Here is a 17,437-nt window from a genome sequence, read left to right on the forward strand (position 1 = left end):
CGAGGGAGCTGACGGGCCGGGCGCGACCGCGCCCGGCCCGCCGCGTTCCAGCTCAGACCTGGACCCAGATCCCGCGGCGCATGACGGAGATCAGGTTCAGGTCGTCGTCGAGGATCACCGCGTCGGCGTACTTGCCGGTCTCGATCGCGCCGACCTCGCGCAGGCCCAGCAGCTCCGCGGGCGTCGCCGAGGCCATCTGGGAGGCGGCCTCCACCGACTGCCCGGCGAGGCGCACGGCGTTGCGGAACGCGTCGAGCAGGGTGATCGTGGAGCCGGCGATGACGTCGGTCCCGGCCACGGTGGCGACCCCGTCCACGACCTCGACCTCGTGGCGCCCGAGCATGTACTGCCCGTCGGCCAGCCCGGCCGCGTCCATCGCGTCGGAGACCAGCAGGGTCCACGCCGGGAGCGAGGTGTCGAAGGCGAAGCGCATGGTGCCCGGGTGCAGGTGGACCGGGTCGGCGACGATCTCGGAGAAGATCCGCTCGTCGTCCAGGAGGGCCGGGATGGGGCCCGGCTCGCGGTGGTTGAAGGCCCGCATGGCGTTGAACAGGTGGGTGGCCGCTTGGGCGCCCGCGTCGATCCCGGCCGCGGTCTGCTCGTAGCTGGCGTCGGTGTGCCCGATCGCGGGGACGACGCCGCGCCGGTCGAGGAACTCGATGGCCGCGAGGGCGCCGTCCAGCTCGGGGGCGATGGTCACCATCCTGACCGCGCCCTCCCCCGCCTCGACGAGCTCGGTCAGCTCGGCGATGTCGGGGTCGCGCAGCACGTCGGTGCGGTGGGCGCCGCACTTGGCGGCCGAGATGTAGGGGCCCTCGTAGTGGACCCCCGCGAGCGTCCCGTCGGCGACCAGGGGCTTCAGGGCCCGGGTGGCGTCCAGCAGGAACTCGTGCGTGGAGGAGACGAGCGAGGCGACGAGCGTCGTCGTCCCCCGCGAGGCGTGGAAGGCCGCGGCGCCCCGGGCCGAGGCGGGGTCGCCGTTGGCGAGCGAGTAGCCGCCGCCGCCGTGGCAGTGGACGTCGACGAAGCCGGGCAGGACCCAGCCGCTGGGGTCGCCGTCGCGCTCCAGGATCCCCTCGAAGCGGTCCCCTTCGACGACGAGGGTCCCGTTGACCACGCCGTCGGGGGTGACGATCCGGCCCACGGCCGGCAGCATGACGCCGTCCACCGGCGCTCCTTCCAATCGGTCCGGCGTGTGCGAGCCCACGTCGGTGCGGCACAATGATCGTGAGCGCGCGAGCATGACTTGAGCACCGCCCGAGCGCCGTTCGAACACTATCGTGCAGACCGCGGCGGCCCGCCGCGATCCCGACCCGAGGAGCGACGTGGACCGCTACGCCCGGTGGAACACCCTGCTGGAGATCCTCGCAGAGACCGGACGCATCACGGTGGAGGAGGCGGCCGAGCGGCTCGGCGTCTCGCAGGCGACGATCCGGCGCGACTTCGACCAGCTGTCGCAGCAGCAGATGATCACCCGGACCCGCGGCGGCGCCGTCGCGGGCGGCATCTCCTACGACCTGCCCCTGCGGTACAAGACCGCCCGCCATGTGGAGGAGAAGCACCGCATCGGCACCGCGGCGGCGGGCCTGGTCAGCCCCGGCCAGGTGATCGCGCTGAACGGCGGCACCACCATCACCGAGGTGGCGCGGTCCCTCGCGATGCGGACCGACCTGGTGGCGACCCCCGGTTCGACGGGACTGACGATCGTCACCAACGCGCTGAACATCGCCAACGAGCTCATAGTCCGGCCGCACCTGAAAGTGGTGGTGGTCGGCGGGGTCGTGCGCCCGCAGTCCTACGAGCTGATAGGCCCGCTCGCCGCGCCGATCCTGCGCGAGATCACCCTCGACATCGCCTTCCTGGGGGTGGACGCGATCGACATGAAGCTCGGCGCCACGAGCCACCACGAGGGCGAGGCGGCCATCAACGCCCTGATGGCGGCCCGGGCGCGCAAGGTGGTGGTGATCGCGGACGGCTCGAAGATCGGCGGGCACGCCTTCGCGAGGATCTGCCCCACTGACCGCGTCCACACCCTCGTCACGGACGGCAACGCCCCGCCGGAGCAGCTCCGGGGCTTCGAAGAGGCGGGGATCAGAGTCATCGTCGTCTAACGAACCGCACCATTGGAGGAACCCGATGACCCGACCCCGAATCATCGCCGTCGCAGGACTGCCCGGCACCGGGAAGTCGACGCTGGCCGAACGGCTCGCCCGCGAAACGGGCACGCCGGCGTTCGCGGGCGACTGGCTGATGGGCTCGCTGGCGCCGCACGGGATCTTCGAGGACATGGACCGCCCGACCTATATCGCGCTCTACGACGGGCTGCTCGAGACCCTGATCGTCAGGCAGCTGATGCTGGGCCAGTCGGCGATCAACGACGGCCTGATCGACGACGAGACCGCCGGGCGCTGGGGCCGGTTGGCGGCCGCCCACGCGGCGGAGCTGAAGGTCATCGAGTGCGTCTGCGGCGACACGGAGCTCCACCGGTCCCGGCTCGAAGGCCGCGTGCGGGGCATCCCGGGCTGGCACGAGATCGACTGGGAGCACGTGGAGCGCATGAGGGAGGAGTTCCCGCCGCTCACCGTGGAGCGGCTCGTGCTCGACGCGGTCGACCCGGTAGAGACGAACCTCGCCAAAGCCCGCGACTACCTCGGGACCCCGCGGCAACCTGCCTGATCGGTCCGCGACCCCACCCGTCACGGGTCAGCCGCGACCACGGCGGATGCGGCGGACGAAGAGGCCGATGCTCACAAATGGCCCTCATACGAGGCGGGAGGGTCGAAGGGAACCGGCCCGGAGACGGGTTGCGCGGTGGCGAACGGATCGATGGCAGCGGCCTGATCGGTGGGGACGCCTTCGGGGAAGTAGTGGCTGTCGTGGGCCACCGTGTCCTGCTCGCTCCCGGGAACGATGCCGCCTGAGGGCGGGATGTAGGTCAGTTCGCTGACATCGCTGCGCGGCACGCAGCCCGATTGGATCATCAATCCGACCTGGTAGCCGACGCTGTAATAGAAATTGATGCCGTCTTCACGCCGAGCCTCGATCGAGTGGTACTTCCCCGTGCCGCTCGCGTCGTCCCGGTGGATGTCGAGCCCGAGTTCGCTCCAGTAGGTGCGGAGCTCGTCCAGGTAGTCTTCCCGAACCTGCGTTGTAGCCGAAACCGCTTCGCTGAACGTGTAGCGGATCTCGATACTGGTGTAGTCGGAGTCATCCAAACCGCCATGGCTGCATGGCAGTTCGTTCCAGCTGCGCCGCTCGAAGCCGGGGAAGTCCGGTAGCGCCTCCACAAGGTCTGCCACACCTTGCTCCATGGGCTCGTACGCCTCGGCCTGCGTGTAATCAGTGGCGGGAGGTTGTTCTTCCATGACCGAGCACCCCAAGGTGGTTGAAAACAAGGCGACCGTTGCCGCTGCGACCACTGATCTGAACGACTTGTTCTTCAGCGATCTCGGATCAGATGTACTGGTTCTCATGGCTGTCACTCGACTTCGCCTTCCTGACCTGTCGCGATAAAGGCCATGTTCTCCCTGCTGATATTGCCGTCGTCCCAGTAGGCGCTGTGGTTCGCCACCGCGCCGTCCACTGCGGCGACCGCCCCGCCCGCCGCGCCCAGAAGGACGTTGCCGCCACCGGGGAACGGGTGCTCTCCTTCGCGCGTGGCCTCACTGGTGAACGTGTTGCCACCGAATTCTTCACCCGTGGGGTCCTCGCCGTGGACCATCCCGTACTCGATGACGTCGTCAGGATTCCGGCTCGCCCAGACGTTGTCCGGGTCGATCCCGAGCGCTTCCGCAGAGTCGACGCCGACCCCTGGCGATCCGATGAAGACCATGTTGTCCACGTCCAGCCCTTCGTCACGGGCCGCGATGCCGACCGTGGTCGATCCGTAGGAGTGTCCGGTCATGGTCAGATTCGACGGTTCACCTTCCGCCGTCGCACGCAGTCCATCGGTAAAGCTGCCGAGGTCGTCAGCGGCGGCCTCGGCGAGTGCCGTGTCTCTAGCTTCACCGACCACGCCGTCAGGAGCGTCGTAATCTAGCCACAGAACAGTGGCGGTCTCCTCTCCTTTTCCGAACCGCATAGCGTCGTAGGCCATGGAGTCGATGCGGTTCATCAAGCCCCCGTTGTCATAGCCCGCTCCGCCGAGATCCGCTCCAGTGCCCGGCACGTAGACGTTGACGTTGTCGGCCGTGTCGGGATTGCCCACCGACACGATCGCCTGGCCTTCGCCCTCCGTCCCGAAGCCGAGCAGGAAGTACTCCTGACCCGTGTCCGGATGCGGTTCCTGGATCCGACTGTCCAAGTCCGCCAACTGGTCTCGGTCCTGCCGGAGTTCTTCCAGCCGCTCCTGAAGTTCCGAGTAACTGACAGGAGAGTCGTTGGGCCTGCCCGCTTCATAGTCGGCGTTGATCGCGTCCATCTGCTGTTCGATGTCGGCGATCTCCTGGTCGAGGCCGGTGATCTGGTCGTCGAGCACGGTCCGGTTGGCGGTGTCCCTGACATCGACCGGGATGCCGTCGGTGGGGCCGACCCATTCGGGGTGTTCGGCGATCAGCGCTTCTCGCTCCGCGTCGCTCAAGCCCTCCCACCACTGGTTGACCTGCTCGGGAGACAGGTCCGACTCGCCGTTGAAGATCGCCTCCATCTCGGCGGCGACCTCCTCGCTGAGTTCGGCCTTGTAGTCGTCGATCAGGTCGTCGTAGGTCGCCCCGAGCTGCGGCGGCAACTCCGGCGGGGCCTCGCGCATCGCAGTGAGCGCCGCGGCCGCCTCATCGTCGGCGTCGTGCGCCCGGGACATGATGGCGCGCAGCCGATCCTGGTACTGAGCGCCGAGTTCTTTCGCCAACTCGTAAAAGTCTCCGAGCCTGCTCATCACCTCAGCTTCACCGACCAGGTCGTACCAGGCCGAGGGCTTGTCGATCCCGACGCGGTCGCACAGCCACTGCGGCGGATCGAGGTGCAAGTAGATCGATCGGTGCAGCTCCCCGCTCGGATTCACCTCGTAGTCGTGCTTGTCGCCCTCGATCTCGTAGGCACGCTCCTCGATAAGGCCGACAAGTTCCAGAAGCTCGTCCTGCTCGGCCTTGAGCGCCTCGGACGCCTCCAGCAGAGCGGTGCGCACGCGGGTCTGGGCGTAGTCGGACAGGTCGTCTTCGAAGCGTCCGGTGAAGAGGTCGATGTGCTCGCGCACTTGGGTCGCGGTGTCGGACTCGTAGTTCTCGATGCTCAGGTGCCCGGCGATGACATCCGTGCGCAGCCGCTCGGACTGCTCGACCATCCTGTCCACATAGCCCGCCCAGGCGTAACCGCCGGACTGGATCGCCGCGCAGTCGAGGTCGCGGAGGTCCTTCCATGACATGTCGCTCATGCAGACCGGGCCCTACCAGTCGGGGCGGGACGAGGCGTTCTCGTTGGCCCGGCCGGGATAGCGGTCGTGGTCGGCCAGCGAGGCGAAGTCGCCGGCGTTGTAGTCGTCGACCTCGACGGCCTCCTCGGCGCAGACGGCGAGGTACTCGCCGGTGTTGCCGCACAGGCCGGTGAATCCGCCGGCGCGGCGCAGCTGCCACCACTCCGCCGCCTCGGCCAGCGCCGGGCCGAGGGCGGTGTCGGAGTCTTTGAGCTGCTGCGCGAGCTCGGTGGTGCTGTCGATGAGCGTGGCCGTCCGCGAATCGACCTCGGACTCGACGTCGAAGAGGATCTCCACTGACTTGTGGACCTCGTCGGGCTCCATCGTGAACACGTCAGCGCCGGCCATCGGTGGCCTCTGATCCACTGCGCCGGAAGGCGGTCGGGCAAATGGAAGCCCGGGAGGGCAGGGTCATGGGCTGTCTCCTTGAAGCGCCGGGGAGTCGAGCACGCGCTGCACTGCGGGTGTCTTTTCGGGGTGAGTCGGGCATTTGGAACGGCCCTCATGGTAGCCCAGAGTCACCAGTCGTGCGGTACACGTACATGTCGGCAGGCCAAGGGCGACCAGATGCCTTGTGCGCGTAGCGCTTTGCCGAAGAAGCCCTGTCCGTGTCCAGCGCCAGGACCGGTGCGAACGGAATGCGTCTCCTATGCCGGGCGCAGGGCGTCCAGTACGAGGTTGAGGAGGCGTTCGGTCTGCGCGGCGTCGGTGCGTACGGGCATCAGGGCGCCGGCCACCAGCATGACCACGTCCTGCGGGTCCACGTCGGCGCGGAGGGAGCCGTCCCGTGCCCCGGCCTCCAGCAGCGGCGTGATCGCGGCGGTGACGCGCTCCAGCGACCCGGTGTGGTTCATCGGCCCGGGGCCGGTGATGGCCTCGAAGCCCAGCACCTCCACCACGCCGCGCTTGGTCGCCGCGAACGCGGCGAACTGGATCAGCCACGCGCGCAGCGCCTCCCGCGGCGGCATCCGCCTGGCCAGCTCCGCGGCGCGCGCGGTCAGGTTCTCGACCTCGGCGGCGTAGACCGCTTCGACGAGCTGCTCGCGGTTGCCGAAGTTGCGGTAGAGCGTCCCGATCCCGACCCCGGCTTCGCGCGCCACGCCCTCCAGCGAGAACGCGCCCTCGCCGCTGGACAGCGCCCGGCGGGCGGCCTCCACGAGGCGGTCGCGGTTGCGGCGCGCGTCCGAGCGCTGCCGTCGCCCCCCTGCGGGTGCGGGCGGCGACGGCTCACTGCGCGACTGGCTCGCGGGCATAGCGGAGGACCCTCCGGTTCGTGTACGCTCAAATTAGCGGAGGCGCCTCCGCTTCAGCTTCCGTTTCCATGATGACACGAGAAGAGGTCCCGACGATGTCCGGACTCACCGACCCCTCCGCCCCGCATCCCGGAGGCGTCCACCCGATGGCGGGGCGCGACGTCGCCCGGGTCGGGTACGGCACGATGCAGCTGCCGCGCCTCAAGGACGCCGCCGCGGCGCGCAAGGTGCTGCGCCGAGCGTTCGAGCTCGGCGTCGACCACTTCGACACCGCCCACTTCTACGGCGACGGGACCGCCAACGACCACCTCGCCCGGGAACTCGGCGCCGAACGGGGCGTCGTGATCGCGACCAAGGTCGGCGCGCGCCCGGCCAAGCGCGGCCCGATGCCGATGGCCCCGGCCCAGCGACCCGAAGAGCTGCGCCAGGAGGTCCTGGACAACCTCCGCAGCCTGCGGACCGAGCACCTCGACGTGGTCAACATGCGCCGTATCGCGCCGGGCACGTTCCCCATGGGCCCGAGGCAGATGGTCGACTTCGACGATCAGATGGCCGCGATGGTCGCCATGCGCGACGAGGGCCTGATCGGCGCGATCGGCGTGAGCACCGTGAGCCTGGCCGAGCTGCGCCGCGCGCTGCCGGCGGGCATCGTCTGCGTGCAGAACTGGTACAGCCTCACCGCCCGCAAGCACGAGCCGCTGCTCGAACTGTGCCGGGCCGAGGGCATCGCCTGGGTCCCGTACTTCCCGCTGGGCGGGGCCCACCCCGGGTCGACCAAGGCCACTCGGGAGCCGGTCGTCCAGGAGATCGCCGGGGCGATCGGGGCCACGCCCGCGCAGGTGGGGCTGGCCTGGCTGCTGCACCATGCGGGCAACACGCTGCTCATCCCCGGGACGGCCTCGGTCGACCACCTCGAGCAGAACGTCGCCGCGGGGTCGGTCCGGCTGGACGAGCAGGCCATGGCGAGGCTCGACGAGATCAGGCCCGCGTCAGGGATCCGCGGCTTCATCAACCGGTTCCGTCGCTCCTGAGCCCAAGTGCGGGTTCAGGTTTCGGTGCGGTACCCGAGTTCGCAGGCGTGCATGGCCCTCCCGCAGTCGGCGTGGCCACCACGCCAGGAGAAGCAAAGGCGCGCTCTCCCTTGCAGTGGAGAGCGCGCCGGGACTTCCAGGCCGGGCTGGGTCAGGCGGTCTCGCCGGACTTGACTGCGGCAAGCAGGCCGCCGAGGTCGGCGGCGCTCACGCGCAGGTGCGCGTAGGTGTCGGCGAGAGGAGACTTGGTGTCCCCCACCGCGACCTCGCCGCCGAGGACGGCGATCGCCACACAGTTGCCGTTGCCGGAGCCGTTGCTGCGGCTGCTCTTTCGGAACAGATCACGCGACCAGCGACCAGCGGTGCCAGCACCATGACTCATTGTTCCACTTCCTTCAACTGCCTCGATAGATAGTTGGATGTCTGCTTTTCATCCAAGGCGTCCTGCCAAAGCTGGTCGTACACGCCTGTAAACGAGTCTATGTCAGGGGTCTCGGCGACGACCGCGCCCGCAGGGGTCTCAACATGGAGCAAGGTGGGCCAGGAATCATGCATCTCCAGAATTGTGAAACCACTGGTCACGCCTCTGATGTTGTGAGCCGCCGACGCCAACGGGAAAATCCGGATCGCGACATTCGGAAGGTCGAGGATTTCCAGCAGGTGCTTGAACTGAGCGGTGTGCACCGACGCCTTGACGCCCGGAAGTCGCTGGTGAAGTACCGCTTCGTGAAGCAAGAACCGAGCCTCCGGCCCCATGGTCTTCCGGAGCAGCTCACCGCGTTGCAAGCGGGTCTCAATGAGCTTTGCGATCTCGCCCTTCGTCTTGTCGGCCGATCAGATGCCGATGAGCGCTTCCGCGTAAGCGGGATGCTGTAGCAACCCGGAGAAAATGGCTAGCTGGAAGTCATGGATCGCGCGCGAGTTGTTCTCGGCCCACACGAAATCGGCGAAAGCCTGATCTGAGACGAGGCTGTCCCACCACCCGCGTTGAGCCACATCCTCGGCGAGCTGGATGAGCTCCGAGCGCTCGCGCCGCTCCCCAACGCCGTAAAGGTCCATCAGCATGACCAGCACGTCGGTCTTCACCGGGAAGGTTCCGGCCTCATAGCGGTTAACCGTCGCCGTCCCTGAACCGAGATACTCCGCGACATCCTGCACGCTGAGCTTCTTGTTCTTCCGAAGCTCACGGAGCTTCTGGCCGAGCCACTTGGCTCGCCAGGTGGGGTCCTTGGGTTCCGCCATCATGCGACCGCCCTTCACATCCAGGGGATTCAGTGCGAGGAGCGCGAGTCTCCGCCCCTGCCGCCGAGCTTAACATCGCCTCATCTTCGAATCGCCGCTGAGATCCTTGACACGATCACTGATGTACATCATAATAATGATGCAAATCCCGATTTAGGGTCCGACAAACCTTGTTCCATAGGTTCGGGGGCTGACTTGCAGGGCGGGAGTCCTGCGAGGTGGGGCAGGACCGCCGCCGTTCCTCCGAACCGGCCCGCCCGGTCCGGCGATCGCATCGCCGGCGCGACCGGGCCGGGCGGGCGCACAACTACACCGACGAACCGAACACAGCCGCACACACAGCAGCGGCCCGCCGGAAAAGCTTGGAACCTTGGACCGGCGGGCCGCCTCTACCAGAGAGGCGAACTCCCATGGCATTGCTGACCCTATCTCGCGACCCCGTCCCCGGCTGGGCCAAGATCGACCTTCAGCTTCACCAGCCCTACCGCGCCTTCTTCGGCCTCGGGCGCCTGCGCTGCGACTGGTGCGGCGAGCGCTGGGGCCGCCACGGCTGCCCCTCCCGCGAATCGGCCGCCCGCCAGTTCGTCTACACCGCGAGCGCCGCCCAGCGCCGAGCCGCGCTCGACTCCGGCGACCTCGTCCCCGCCGATCTCCGCCTCCGCCGCAGGGCCCCCGCCCACCACCGCCGCAGGCCCGGCCCGAGCCCGCGCCGACAGCCGTCACCCAACCCGCTTGCGGCCCTGAGCCTCACCGAACTCGCGGCGGCGACCCGATGACCACCGGCACCGACCCGATCACCAAGATCGGCACCGAGGTCTACGGCGTCCGCGCCGTCAGCGGCTACATCCGCTCAACCGCGCCCGACACCGTGGTCCTCCGCCAGCTCTACCCCGGCAAGCCGACCGACATCGGCGTCATCGAGGCGATCGCGTCCGGCACCGGCGAGGTCACCATCCATTCCGCCCACTGCGATGCCTGGACCGATCACGATCGCGCGGCCCTCGCCGCCTTCTTCGTCCCCCGGTACCTGGAGCGCTCGGATGGCTGAAGCCGGTTCCTGGACCCACCTGGGCGGGTTCACCCGCGACATCGGCATGGGCGCCCGCATCCGCTTCCTCGTCGAGCGCTCCACCGACGACCATGCCCGGCACCGCATCCGCTGCGACGAGGGCCTGGGCAACGGCCCCTACCTCGTCGCCGTCTTCACCGAACCGTCCACCGCAGCCATCGAATGGCGGCCCGCCTGGCACGGCGACCGGATGAGCCCCGCCGTCGAGACCGACGCCCGCGCCATCGCGCGGCGCAGCTAGTCGCGGCAGTCGGTCCTCTTGCGGAAAAGAGCAGTGGCGGGGCCGCCTTTCGGCGGCCCCGCCACTGCGTGTCTCAGCGCTTCGCTACTGGCGCTGCGCGTTCGCGTCCGGGAGGGTCGGTTCGAACAGGCCCGTGCCCGCAGGGACGTCGCCGTTCGGGGAGTCGTAGGGGAGCATCTCCGTCTGGTACGCCGGGAGCTCCTCCTCCTCGGCCTCCTTCGGGCGGCCCAGCCGGTCGAGTCCGAAGGAGACGAACAGGCCCAGCAGCAGCACCCCCGCGAAGATCGCCTGCGAGTAGTCGGCCTGCCAGGAGCCCTCCCCCGCGTTCTCCACGACCTGGCCCCACAGCACCAGCCCGGCCCACAGCGCCACCGTCGCGAGCACCGCGCCCAGGACGCCGCCGCGCCGCCCCCACAGGCTCGTGCCCGCCAGCAGCGCCACCGCGAACGCCAACAGCTGCAACTCGACCGAGAGCGGGTAGGAACCGTACGGGCCGAAGCTGATCGAGTTCGCCCCCTCGGCCGGACCCAGCGCGTACATGTAGACCAGGAAGCCCGAACCGGCGGCCAGGAGCATCGACAGGACCGTGCCGCCCAGCAGCAGGAACACCGCCGGAGCGGAGCGCTCCTCGCCGTCGGCCATGCGCTTGACGGCGCTGAGGCCGTCGCGCACGCCCGGCGCCAGGCCGATGAGGCCCCCCGCGACGGCCAGCACCGCGGCGCCGCCGAACACGTACAGCCCGTTCGGCGGGGCCTCCAAGGCGACCGTGTCGACGCCGCGCCACGCGGCCAAGCGGCCGGCGAGCGGCATCGCGGCGAAGGCCACGACCCCGATCGCGAGCCCCGCGAACCACGGCGGCACCCGGAAGGCGACCACCAGCAGCACGTACAGCAGCCCGGCGACCGCCGCCGCGCCCGCCACGAAGCCGAGGTAGACCCACACGTTCGCCTCGACGGGCCGCACGATCGGGATCACGGCCGCCAGCGCCGGGACCGCGAGGTTCACCGCGCCGAGCCGCAGCGACATTCCGATCGCCAAGGCCGCCAGCAGGATCGGCGTCAAGTACAGGGCGTGGCGCTCGAAGGCGTCCATCAGGGTGGCGAACTCGCCGCCGAAGAGCTCGTCCTCGCGCCGGTAGACCAGGAACAGCGCGTTCGCGGTCAGGAGGAGCAGGATCGCCTCCCAGATCCACTGGAAGACCGTGCGGTCGCGCAGCGGCCTCGACGCGATCGGCTCGGTCGGCGCGGCCGCCTGGCCCGCGAACGGGTCGACCGGGTAGTCGAGGCCGTTCCCGAGTTCCGGTCGGCTGGTGCCGGGCGGCGGGGGCGTGATCTCGAGCTGGCGCGTCTCGTCGCGCTCCGGGGGGACATAGGTCATGGTTGTCGTCCTCTTATCGGGGGCGAAGTCGGATCGGGGGTCAGCGCCCGTAGCGCCGGTCGGTGTCGGAGCCGAAGCGCGTGCCGTAGCCGTCGCGGTTGTCCCGCAGGTCGTCGAAGGCCCCGGACGCGCCGAACGGGTCCGCCGCGGCGCCGGCCTTCGGGATGCCGCCGGTGGTCGGGATGCTGCCGGTGGTCGAGATGCCGCCGGTACCGGTCGACCACGGGTCGCCGCCGGAGCCGAGGTCGGCGAGGTCCTCGTCGTAGCGCTCGTACTCTCCGGTGCGGTCGGGGCGCGGATCGTCCTCGCGCAGGTCCTCGACCGATCCCGCGCGGCTCGTCGTGGCCGCCTCGGTCTCGTCCACGGTGTTCATGGCCTCGACCAGGCGGGTCACGAGGAACCCGGCGATGATGGCGCTCAAGGCGATCCAGCTGGGGTCGAAGTCCCAGCCGCGGCCCTCGGCCAGCCACATCAGCGACAGCACGAGCAGGGACGCGAACAGGGTGCCGCAGACGCCGCCGCGGCGCCCCATGAGGCTGGTGCCGCCCAGCAGCGCCGCGCCCAGGGCGACGACGGTGAGCAGGATCGGGTCCGGCAAACCCGCGGCCCCCGCGTCGGGAACCGTGGTCCACGCGGCCACGACGCCCGCGGCGCCCGCCAGGGACGAGGAGATCAGGACGCCGAGGAACACCAGTCCGCCGCGCCCGTGCCGCTCCCCCGCGGGGGTCTCGCGGATCGGCGCGAGGCGCGCCCGCACGCCGGCGAACGCGCCGACCAGGCCGAGGAACAGCGACAGGCCCGCCGCCGCCCCGAGGGCCGCGAGCACGCCCGTGTCCGGCAGCGCGGCCAGCGTGAACTCGCCCGGGTCGCCGGAGGTCCCGGCCCACAGGCCGATCGCGCCGCCGACGGCGCCGCTGGCGGCCCAGCCGGGGGCGCGCAGCCACGCCGAGAGCGTCGCCAGGACGACGCCGACGAACACGGCCGCGCCGAGGCCCATGCCGAGGGCCACCGCCGTCCCGGAGCCGGAGGCGTCGACGAACAGCCAGGCGGCCAGGAGCGCGATGGGGCCGACGGCCAGGTTGACCGAGCCGACGCGCAGGGAGACGGCCATCGCGGAGGCGAGCAGGACGACGGGGGCGAGCGCGGCCGCGAAGCCGTTCCAGGAGTGCTCGGCGAACGGTCCGGCGGCGGCTTGGGTGAGGGCGAACAGGACGCCGCCGCCGAGCAGCAGCAGGCCGATCTCCCAGACCACGTGGACCGCCATGCGGTCGGGCGGGGTCTCGTCGCCGTCCGCGGTGACGGCGCTGATCTGCGAGGTGGAGTCGCGGTCTTGGGACGGGGGGTCGAATTTCATGGGGCGCACCTCTGAACGCGCGAGCGTATGGGGGTTGGAGCGGGTCGGCGATGGGCCGTCGGGGAGGACGGGTCGGTTGCGGTCAGGGTCGGGCGGGGCCGTCGTCGTCCTGCTCGTCGTCCTGCGGGGGAATGCGGCAGGAGTGTTCGAGCCAGAGCGCGGCCCCGGTGAGCGCGGCGCAGGCGACGGTGCCGAGCACCGCCGCGGGGAGGTCGTCCGCGGCGGCGGCGAGCCGGCCGGACTGGGTCGCGAGCCACACGGTGAAGCCCAGGTAGGCGCCGAAGAAGGCGCTGCCGCCGACGGCGGCGGCCTTGGCGAGCACGGCGAAGCGGGCGATCTGGAGCGCGTGCTCCGGCCCGTCCAGCCTGCCGTGCGCCGCGGCGGGGGCGCCCCGGTCGGCCGCCGCGCGCACCTGCCTGCGGCCGGGGCGCAGCGCCTTGCGGGTGGTCCAGGCGAACCACGCCAGGAGCGCGGCCAGCGCGAAGATCACCAGGGAGTTGTGCCAGGCCAGGTCGGGGGCCTGCTGGTAGTAGCGGGTGACGAGCAGCAGCGTGAGGGCGGCCCCTGCCAGCCCGGCCACCGCGAGGGTGGACGGCGCGGTGGGTCGCAGGCTCGGTCCGGGATCGCGCTCGTCGTCACTGCTCATACGGTGCCCCCAATCACGGCTCGCGAGCGTCGCCGTGTTCCGACCATATCGGGTGGAGCCTGCGCAGTGCGCGCGCGTCCGCCGCGACGGACTCGTCGCGTAGCAGGTCCCTCACGCGGCCGCGGCCGGGCAGCTCGGCGTCGCGGTCGATGGCGTACCACGGGACCAGCACGAACGCCCGCAGATGGGCGAGCGGGTGCGGGAGCGTCAGGTGCGGGTCGTCGCTGCGGACGGGGGCGCCGCCGTCGGAGACGGCGATGAGGTCGACGTCGAGGGTGCGCGGCCCGTAGGGGCGCTCGGGGTCGCGGACGCGCCCGGCCTCGGTCTCGAGGCGCTGCCCGAGGGCGAGCCAGTCCCCGGCGCTGCGCGCGGGGTCCTCGGCGATGACGACGATGTTGTAGTAGGCGGGCTGCTCGTCGTCGCCGCCCCACGGCGGCGTCTCGTAGACCTCGGAGACGGCCCGGGGGGCGGCGGCCGCGATGGCGGCGGCGAGGTTGGCCTCGCGGTCGCCGAGGTTGGAGCCCATGCTGAACACGACGCGGGTCACGCGCGGCTCCTCTCGATGGTGACGGCGACGTCGGTGAAGCGCTGGTTGATCGGCGCCTGCGGCTTGTGGACGGTGACGCGGGCGGCGGCCACGCGGTCGAGGCGGAGGCAGGCGTCGGCGAGGCGCTCGGCGAGGGTCTCGATGAGGTTGACCGGCTCGCCCGCGACGATGTCGGCGAGCGTGTCGGCGAGGGCCCCGTAGTCGACGGTGCGGCCGAGGTCGTCGCTCGCGGCGGCCTCGGCGGTGGAGGTGCGGAGGGAGACGTCGACGATGAAGTCCTGACCGGCCTCCCGTTCGTGGTCGAAGACGCCGTGGCGCCCGTGCACGCGCAGGCCGGACAGGGTGATCAGGTCGGTATCCACGCGCCGAGCCTACTCGTACCGGGGGCGGGGTCGAGGAAGGACGGTGAAGGGACTACGCGGGCGGTTCGGGCTCGGCCGCCTCGACGGCCGCGGCCTTCCCGCCCTTCCTCGGGCGGAAGACGAACCAGGTGGCGACGGCGAGCACGGCCCCCGCGAAGAGGATCGGCAGGAGCCGGAGGTTCGCGTCGAACCAGTGCAGGAGCTCGCCGTACCGGGCGTCGGGGTCGAAGAGGAGCGCGGCGGCGGTGACGGCGGCGATCGCGCCCGCGCCGGTGAACAGGCCCGACTTCCACCAGATGCCGAGGCTCAGGCGGCGCCCGAGGATGCCGGCGGCGTCGATGATGCGCTTGGCGCGCAGGGCCCGGACGGAGCCGAGGAGGTAGGCCAGGCGCAGCACCTGCGCGCCGCCCGCGGCGGCGACGAGGCTCAGCAGCGTCAGCAGGCAGACGAACAGCATCCACTTGTGCCGCCACAGCCACCGGCGCTTGCTCCGGGCGGCGAGCAGCAGGACCACCGACTCGAACCAGAGCACGGCGCCGGCGGCCCAGCCGACGACCTTCCCGGCCAGGGCGACGTTCCCGTCCGTCCAGAGGGTGAGGAAGACCGCGGGCACGGAGGCGCACACCGCGACGATGACCGGTATCCGCAGTTTGTACTGCACGAACCGGGCGGTGACGGTGAGCTTGTCCGGACGCCTACGGGGGGAAGGGGCCACTCCTCCAATTTACGGGCCCCGTGCTTCCAGAAGGGCCCCGGCCCAGGTGGATCCACGTATCGTGAACGCATGCGCACGCCCATGTCCCGCCCCCGCTCGCAGGCCGGCCGCCTCTCGCCGGAGCGGCGGCGGTGGGACCTGAAGCGGCTCGGCGCGGAGGTCTTCGACGTGCTGGTCGTGGGCGGCGGCGCGACCGGGGCGGGGGCGGCGGTGGACGCCGCGGGCCGGGGCCTGCGGACGGCCCTGGTCGAGGCGCGCGACTTCGCGTCCGGGACCTCTTCGCGGTCGAGCAAACTCGTGCACGGCGGCCTGCGGTACCTGGAGCAGCTCGAGCTGGGCCTGGTGCACGAGGCGCTGACCGAGCGGGGGCTCCTCGCCGGGAGCCTCGCCCCGCACCTGGTGCGGCCGGTGCCGTTCCTCCTGCCGCTCAAAGGGGTCTGGGAGCGGGCGTACTACGGGGCGGGCGTGGCGGCCTACGACGTGCTGGCGACCGCGCTCGGCGCCGGGCGCGGCCGCGGGGGCCTGCCGTGGCACCGGCACCTGAGCCGGGCCGGGGCCCTGGAGGCCTTCCCCGACCTGGACCCGCGCGTGCACGGCGCGATCCGGTACTTCGACGCGCAGGTGGACGACGCCCGGCTGGTGGTGACGCTCGCGCGGACCGCCGCGTCCCTGGGCGCGGCCGTGGCCTCCTCGGTGCAGGTGGTGGGGTTCCTCCGCGAGAACGGGCGGCTCGCCGGCGTCGAGGCCGTCGACGTCGAGTCGGGGCGGCGCTTCGCGGTCCGGGCGAGGACCGTGGTGTGCGCGGCGGGGGTGTGGAGCGACGAGCTCGCCCGGCGCCTGCCCGAGCGGGCCGGCTTCGCGGTCCGCGCCTCCAAGGGCGTGCACCTGGTGCTGCCGCGCGAGGCGATCGACGGGAGCGCGGGGATCATCTCGAGGACGAAGTGGAGCGTCCTGTTCATCATCCCGTGGGACGGGCACTGGCTGATCGGGACCACCGACACCGACTGGGACCTGGACCCGGCGCACCCGGCCGCGTCGGCGGGCGACGTCGCCTACCTGCTCCGGCAGGCGAGCGACGTGCTGCGCCGCCGCCTGGACGTGTCCCAAGTAGAGGGTGTCTACGCGGGGCTGCGGCCGCTCCTGCGCGGGGAGACCGAGGAGACCTCGAAGCTCAGCCGCGAGCACGCGGTGATCGAGGTGGAGCCGGGCCTGTGCTTCGTGGCGGGCGGGAAGCTCACCACCTACCGGGTCATGGCGAAGGACGCGGTCGACGCCGCCGCGAAGCGGCTGGGCCCGGACGTCCCGGCCAGCGGCACGCACCTGCTGCCGCTGCTCGGCGCGGACGGGTACGCGGTCTACTGGGGCGCGCGGGAGCGGATCGCGAAGCGCGCCGGGGTGGAGGTGCGCGTCGTCGAGCGCCTCCTGCGCCGCTACGGGAGCCTCGCCCCGCAGGTCCTGCGGATGGCGGTCGCGCAGCCGCAGCTGGCCCGGCCGCTGCCGGGCACCGAGGACTACCTGCGGGCCGAGGTGGTCTACGCGTCGCGCGCCGAGGGCGCGCTGCACCTGGACGACCTGCTCACCAGGCGGCTGCGCCTGTCGATCGAGGGCTTCGACCGGGGCACCCGGGCGGCGATGGACGCGGCGGGGCTGGCGGGCGAGGTCCTCGGCTGGGACGCGCAGCGGCGGGCCGCGGAGGTCGAGGCGTACCTGTACCGGGTCGACGCCGAGCGGCGCTCGCAGCAGCAGCCGGACGACGACGCGGCCGAGGCGGCCCGGCTCGCGGCGGTCGAGCCGCGCCGGCTCGAGCGCCTCTCCTGACCGGCGGGTCCGCCCGATGCGAACCGCTCGGTCTGAACCGCTCAGTCTGAACCGGCCCGATCCGAACCGCTCGGTCTGGACTGCTCGGTCTGGACCGCCCAATCCGAACCGCTCAGTATGGGCGCGTCCGAAGCGATCGGCTAGACTCTCCTCTCGTCGCCCCAGTAGCTCAGGGGATAGAGCAACGGTTTCCTAAACCGCAGGTCGCAGGTTCGATTCCTGCCTGGGGCACCCTCGAACGCGAGTCGGGGCCGGGTACGCACCCGGCCCTGCCGCTTCTGTTCACGTCCTGGAGCGGATCTCGTCCGTTCCGTCGTCCCACTGCCGCGAGCGCGGCCTCCCGCCCGGCGCCGACGGCCGCGGGCACCGCTGCGA

General features: G+C 71.1%; 19 protein-coding genes, 1 tRNA gene and 1 pseudogene. 8 read left to right on the forward strand and 13 right to left on the reverse strand.

Features of this window, described 5'->3' with window-relative positions; genetic code table 11:
* Positions 1 to 52 precede the first annotated feature (52 nt).
* The gene (locus tag LO763_RS12160; RefSeq protein WP_255672319.1) at positions 53 to 1,156 is read right to left on the reverse strand and encodes an N-acetylglucosamine-6-phosphate deacetylase; all 1,104 of its coding nucleotides are present in this window, start codon (positions 1,154 to 1,156) and stop codon (positions 53 to 55) included.
* Between the two features lie 169 nt (positions 1,157 to 1,325).
* Between LO763_RS12160 and LO763_RS12165 the strand changes: the two genes are divergently transcribed.
* Positions 1,326 to 2,111 carry a DeoR/GlpR family DNA-binding transcription regulator gene (locus tag LO763_RS12165; RefSeq protein ID WP_106364185.1) on the forward strand — a complete coding sequence of 262 codons (786 nt, stop codon included), beginning with the start codon at positions 1,326 to 1,328 and terminating at the stop codon, positions 2,109 to 2,111.
* Positions 2,112 to 2,136: 25 nt separating this feature from the next.
* Complete coding sequence (locus LO763_RS12170) at positions 2,137 to 2,676, forward strand: P-loop nucleotide/nucleoside kinase family protein (RefSeq protein ID WP_230602409.1); 540 nt, start codon at positions 2,137 to 2,139, stop codon at positions 2,674 to 2,676.
* Between the two features lie 71 nt (positions 2,677 to 2,747).
* Here LO763_RS12170 and LO763_RS12175 read toward each other — a convergent pair whose 3' ends face one another.
* The 4 genes from LO763_RS12175 to LO763_RS12190 all read right to left on the reverse strand — a co-directional run bounded on the left by LO763_RS12175 (position 2,748) and on the right by LO763_RS12190 (position 6,660).
* A complete protein-coding gene (locus LO763_RS12175; RefSeq protein ID WP_230602411.1) occupies positions 2,748 to 3,473 on the reverse strand; it encodes a hypothetical protein in 726 nt (241 codons plus the stop codon).
* A 5-nt stretch (positions 3,474 to 3,478) separates the two neighbouring features.
* The gene (locus LO763_RS12180) at positions 3,479 to 5,368 is read right to left on the reverse strand and encodes an alpha/beta hydrolase (RefSeq protein ID WP_230602412.1); all 1,890 of its coding nucleotides are present in this window, start codon (positions 5,366 to 5,368) and stop codon (positions 3,479 to 3,481) included.
* A 12-nt stretch (positions 5,369 to 5,380) separates the two neighbouring features.
* Positions 5,381 to 5,755, reverse strand: coding sequence for a hypothetical protein (locus LO763_RS12185; RefSeq protein WP_230602413.1), 375 nt, complete (start codon positions 5,753 to 5,755; stop codon positions 5,381 to 5,383).
* 299 nt (positions 5,756 to 6,054) lie between these two features.
* Entirely contained in the window at positions 6,055 to 6,660 is a 606-nt protein-coding gene (locus LO763_RS12190; RefSeq protein WP_230602415.1) for a TetR/AcrR family transcriptional regulator, read from the reverse strand.
* 71 nt (positions 6,661 to 6,731) lie between these two features.
* Between LO763_RS12190 and LO763_RS12195 the strand changes: the two genes are divergently transcribed.
* Positions 6,732 to 7,691 carry an aldo/keto reductase gene (locus LO763_RS12195; protein WP_230602417.1) on the forward strand — a complete coding sequence of 320 codons (960 nt, stop codon included), beginning with the start codon at positions 6,732 to 6,734 and terminating at the stop codon, positions 7,689 to 7,691.
* 151 nt (positions 7,692 to 7,842) lie between these two features.
* Here LO763_RS12195 and LO763_RS12200 read toward each other — a convergent pair whose 3' ends face one another.
* Both LO763_RS12200 and LO763_RS12205 read right to left on the reverse strand, forming a co-directional pair.
* Positions 7,843 to 8,073 carry a DUF397 domain-containing protein gene (locus tag LO763_RS12200; protein ID WP_230602419.1) on the reverse strand — a complete coding sequence of 77 codons (231 nt, stop codon included), beginning with the start codon at positions 8,071 to 8,073 and terminating at the stop codon, positions 7,843 to 7,845.
* Positions 8,070 to 8,936: pseudogene (locus LO763_RS12205) on the reverse strand (helix-turn-helix domain-containing protein). Before LO763_RS12205 ends, LO763_RS12200 begins: the two are co-directional and overlap by 4 nt.
* A gap of 407 nt (positions 8,937 to 9,343) precedes the next feature.
* Here LO763_RS12205 and LO763_RS12210 point away from each other — a divergent pair.
* The 3 genes from LO763_RS12210 to LO763_RS12220 are packed head-to-tail and all read left to right on the forward strand — an operon-like array spanning position 9,344 to position 10,243.
* Positions 9,344 to 9,709 (forward strand): hypothetical protein, encoded by a 366-nt coding sequence (locus LO763_RS12210; RefSeq protein WP_230602421.1) that lies wholly within the window; start codon positions 9,344 to 9,346, stop codon positions 9,707 to 9,709.
* Entirely contained in the window at positions 9,706 to 9,981 is a 276-nt protein-coding gene (locus tag LO763_RS12215) for a hypothetical protein (protein ID WP_230602423.1), read from the forward strand. The genes LO763_RS12210 and LO763_RS12215 overlap by 4 nt, the downstream gene beginning before the upstream one ends.
* The gene (locus LO763_RS12220) at positions 9,974 to 10,243 is read left to right on the forward strand and encodes a hypothetical protein (RefSeq protein WP_230602425.1); all 270 of its coding nucleotides are present in this window, start codon (positions 9,974 to 9,976) and stop codon (positions 10,241 to 10,243) included. The genes LO763_RS12215 and LO763_RS12220 overlap by 8 nt, the downstream gene beginning before the upstream one ends.
* An 84-nt stretch (positions 10,244 to 10,327) precedes the next feature.
* On the opposite strand, the gene LO763_RS12225 is transcribed toward LO763_RS12220, so the two are convergent.
* From LO763_RS12225 to LO763_RS12250, 6 genes are all read right to left on the reverse strand, one after another.
* Positions 10,328 to 11,620: a hypothetical protein gene (locus LO763_RS12225; protein ID WP_230602427.1), complete on the reverse strand. Its 1,293-nt coding sequence runs from the start codon at positions 11,618 to 11,620 to the stop codon at positions 10,328 to 10,330.
* Positions 11,621 to 11,660: 40 nt separating this feature from the next.
* Positions 11,661 to 12,974 (reverse strand): ABC transporter permease, encoded by a 1,314-nt coding sequence (locus LO763_RS12230; RefSeq protein WP_230602429.1) that lies wholly within the window; start codon positions 12,972 to 12,974, stop codon positions 11,661 to 11,663.
* 82 nt (positions 12,975 to 13,056) lie between these two features.
* Positions 13,057 to 13,620 (reverse strand): DUF3180 domain-containing protein, encoded by a 564-nt coding sequence (locus LO763_RS12235; RefSeq protein WP_230602431.1) that lies wholly within the window; start codon positions 13,618 to 13,620, stop codon positions 13,057 to 13,059.
* A 13-nt stretch (positions 13,621 to 13,633) separates the two neighbouring features.
* Positions 13,634 to 14,167, reverse strand: coding sequence for a 2-amino-4-hydroxy-6-hydroxymethyldihydropteridine diphosphokinase (gene folK / locus LO763_RS12240; RefSeq protein WP_230602432.1), 534 nt, complete (start codon positions 14,165 to 14,167; stop codon positions 13,634 to 13,636).
* Complete coding sequence (folB, locus tag LO763_RS12245) at positions 14,164 to 14,529, reverse strand: dihydroneopterin aldolase (RefSeq protein ID WP_230602434.1); 366 nt, start codon at positions 14,527 to 14,529, stop codon at positions 14,164 to 14,166. The genes folK and folB overlap by 4 nt, the downstream gene beginning before the upstream one ends.
* A gap of 52 nt (positions 14,530 to 14,581) precedes the next feature.
* Positions 14,582 to 15,244: a hypothetical protein gene (locus tag LO763_RS12250; RefSeq protein WP_230602436.1), complete on the reverse strand. Its 663-nt coding sequence runs from the start codon at positions 15,242 to 15,244 to the stop codon at positions 14,582 to 14,584.
* A gap of 69 nt (positions 15,245 to 15,313) precedes the next feature.
* Here LO763_RS12250 and LO763_RS12255 point away from each other — a divergent pair, with 69 nt between their 5' ends.
* On the forward strand, positions 15,314 to 17,062 hold the full coding sequence (locus LO763_RS12255; RefSeq protein ID WP_230602438.1) for a glycerol-3-phosphate dehydrogenase/oxidase: 1,749 nt from the start codon (positions 15,314 to 15,316) through the stop codon (positions 17,060 to 17,062).
* A gap of 158 nt (positions 17,063 to 17,220) precedes the next feature.
* A tRNA-Arg gene (locus LO763_RS12260) sits at positions 17,221 to 17,293 on the forward strand.
* Positions 17,294 to 17,437 lie beyond the last annotated feature (144 nt).

This window comes from Glycomyces amatae, assembly GCF_020991375.1.
GTDB lineage: Bacteria > Actinomycetota > Actinomycetes > Mycobacteriales > Micromonosporaceae > Glycomyces > Glycomyces amatae.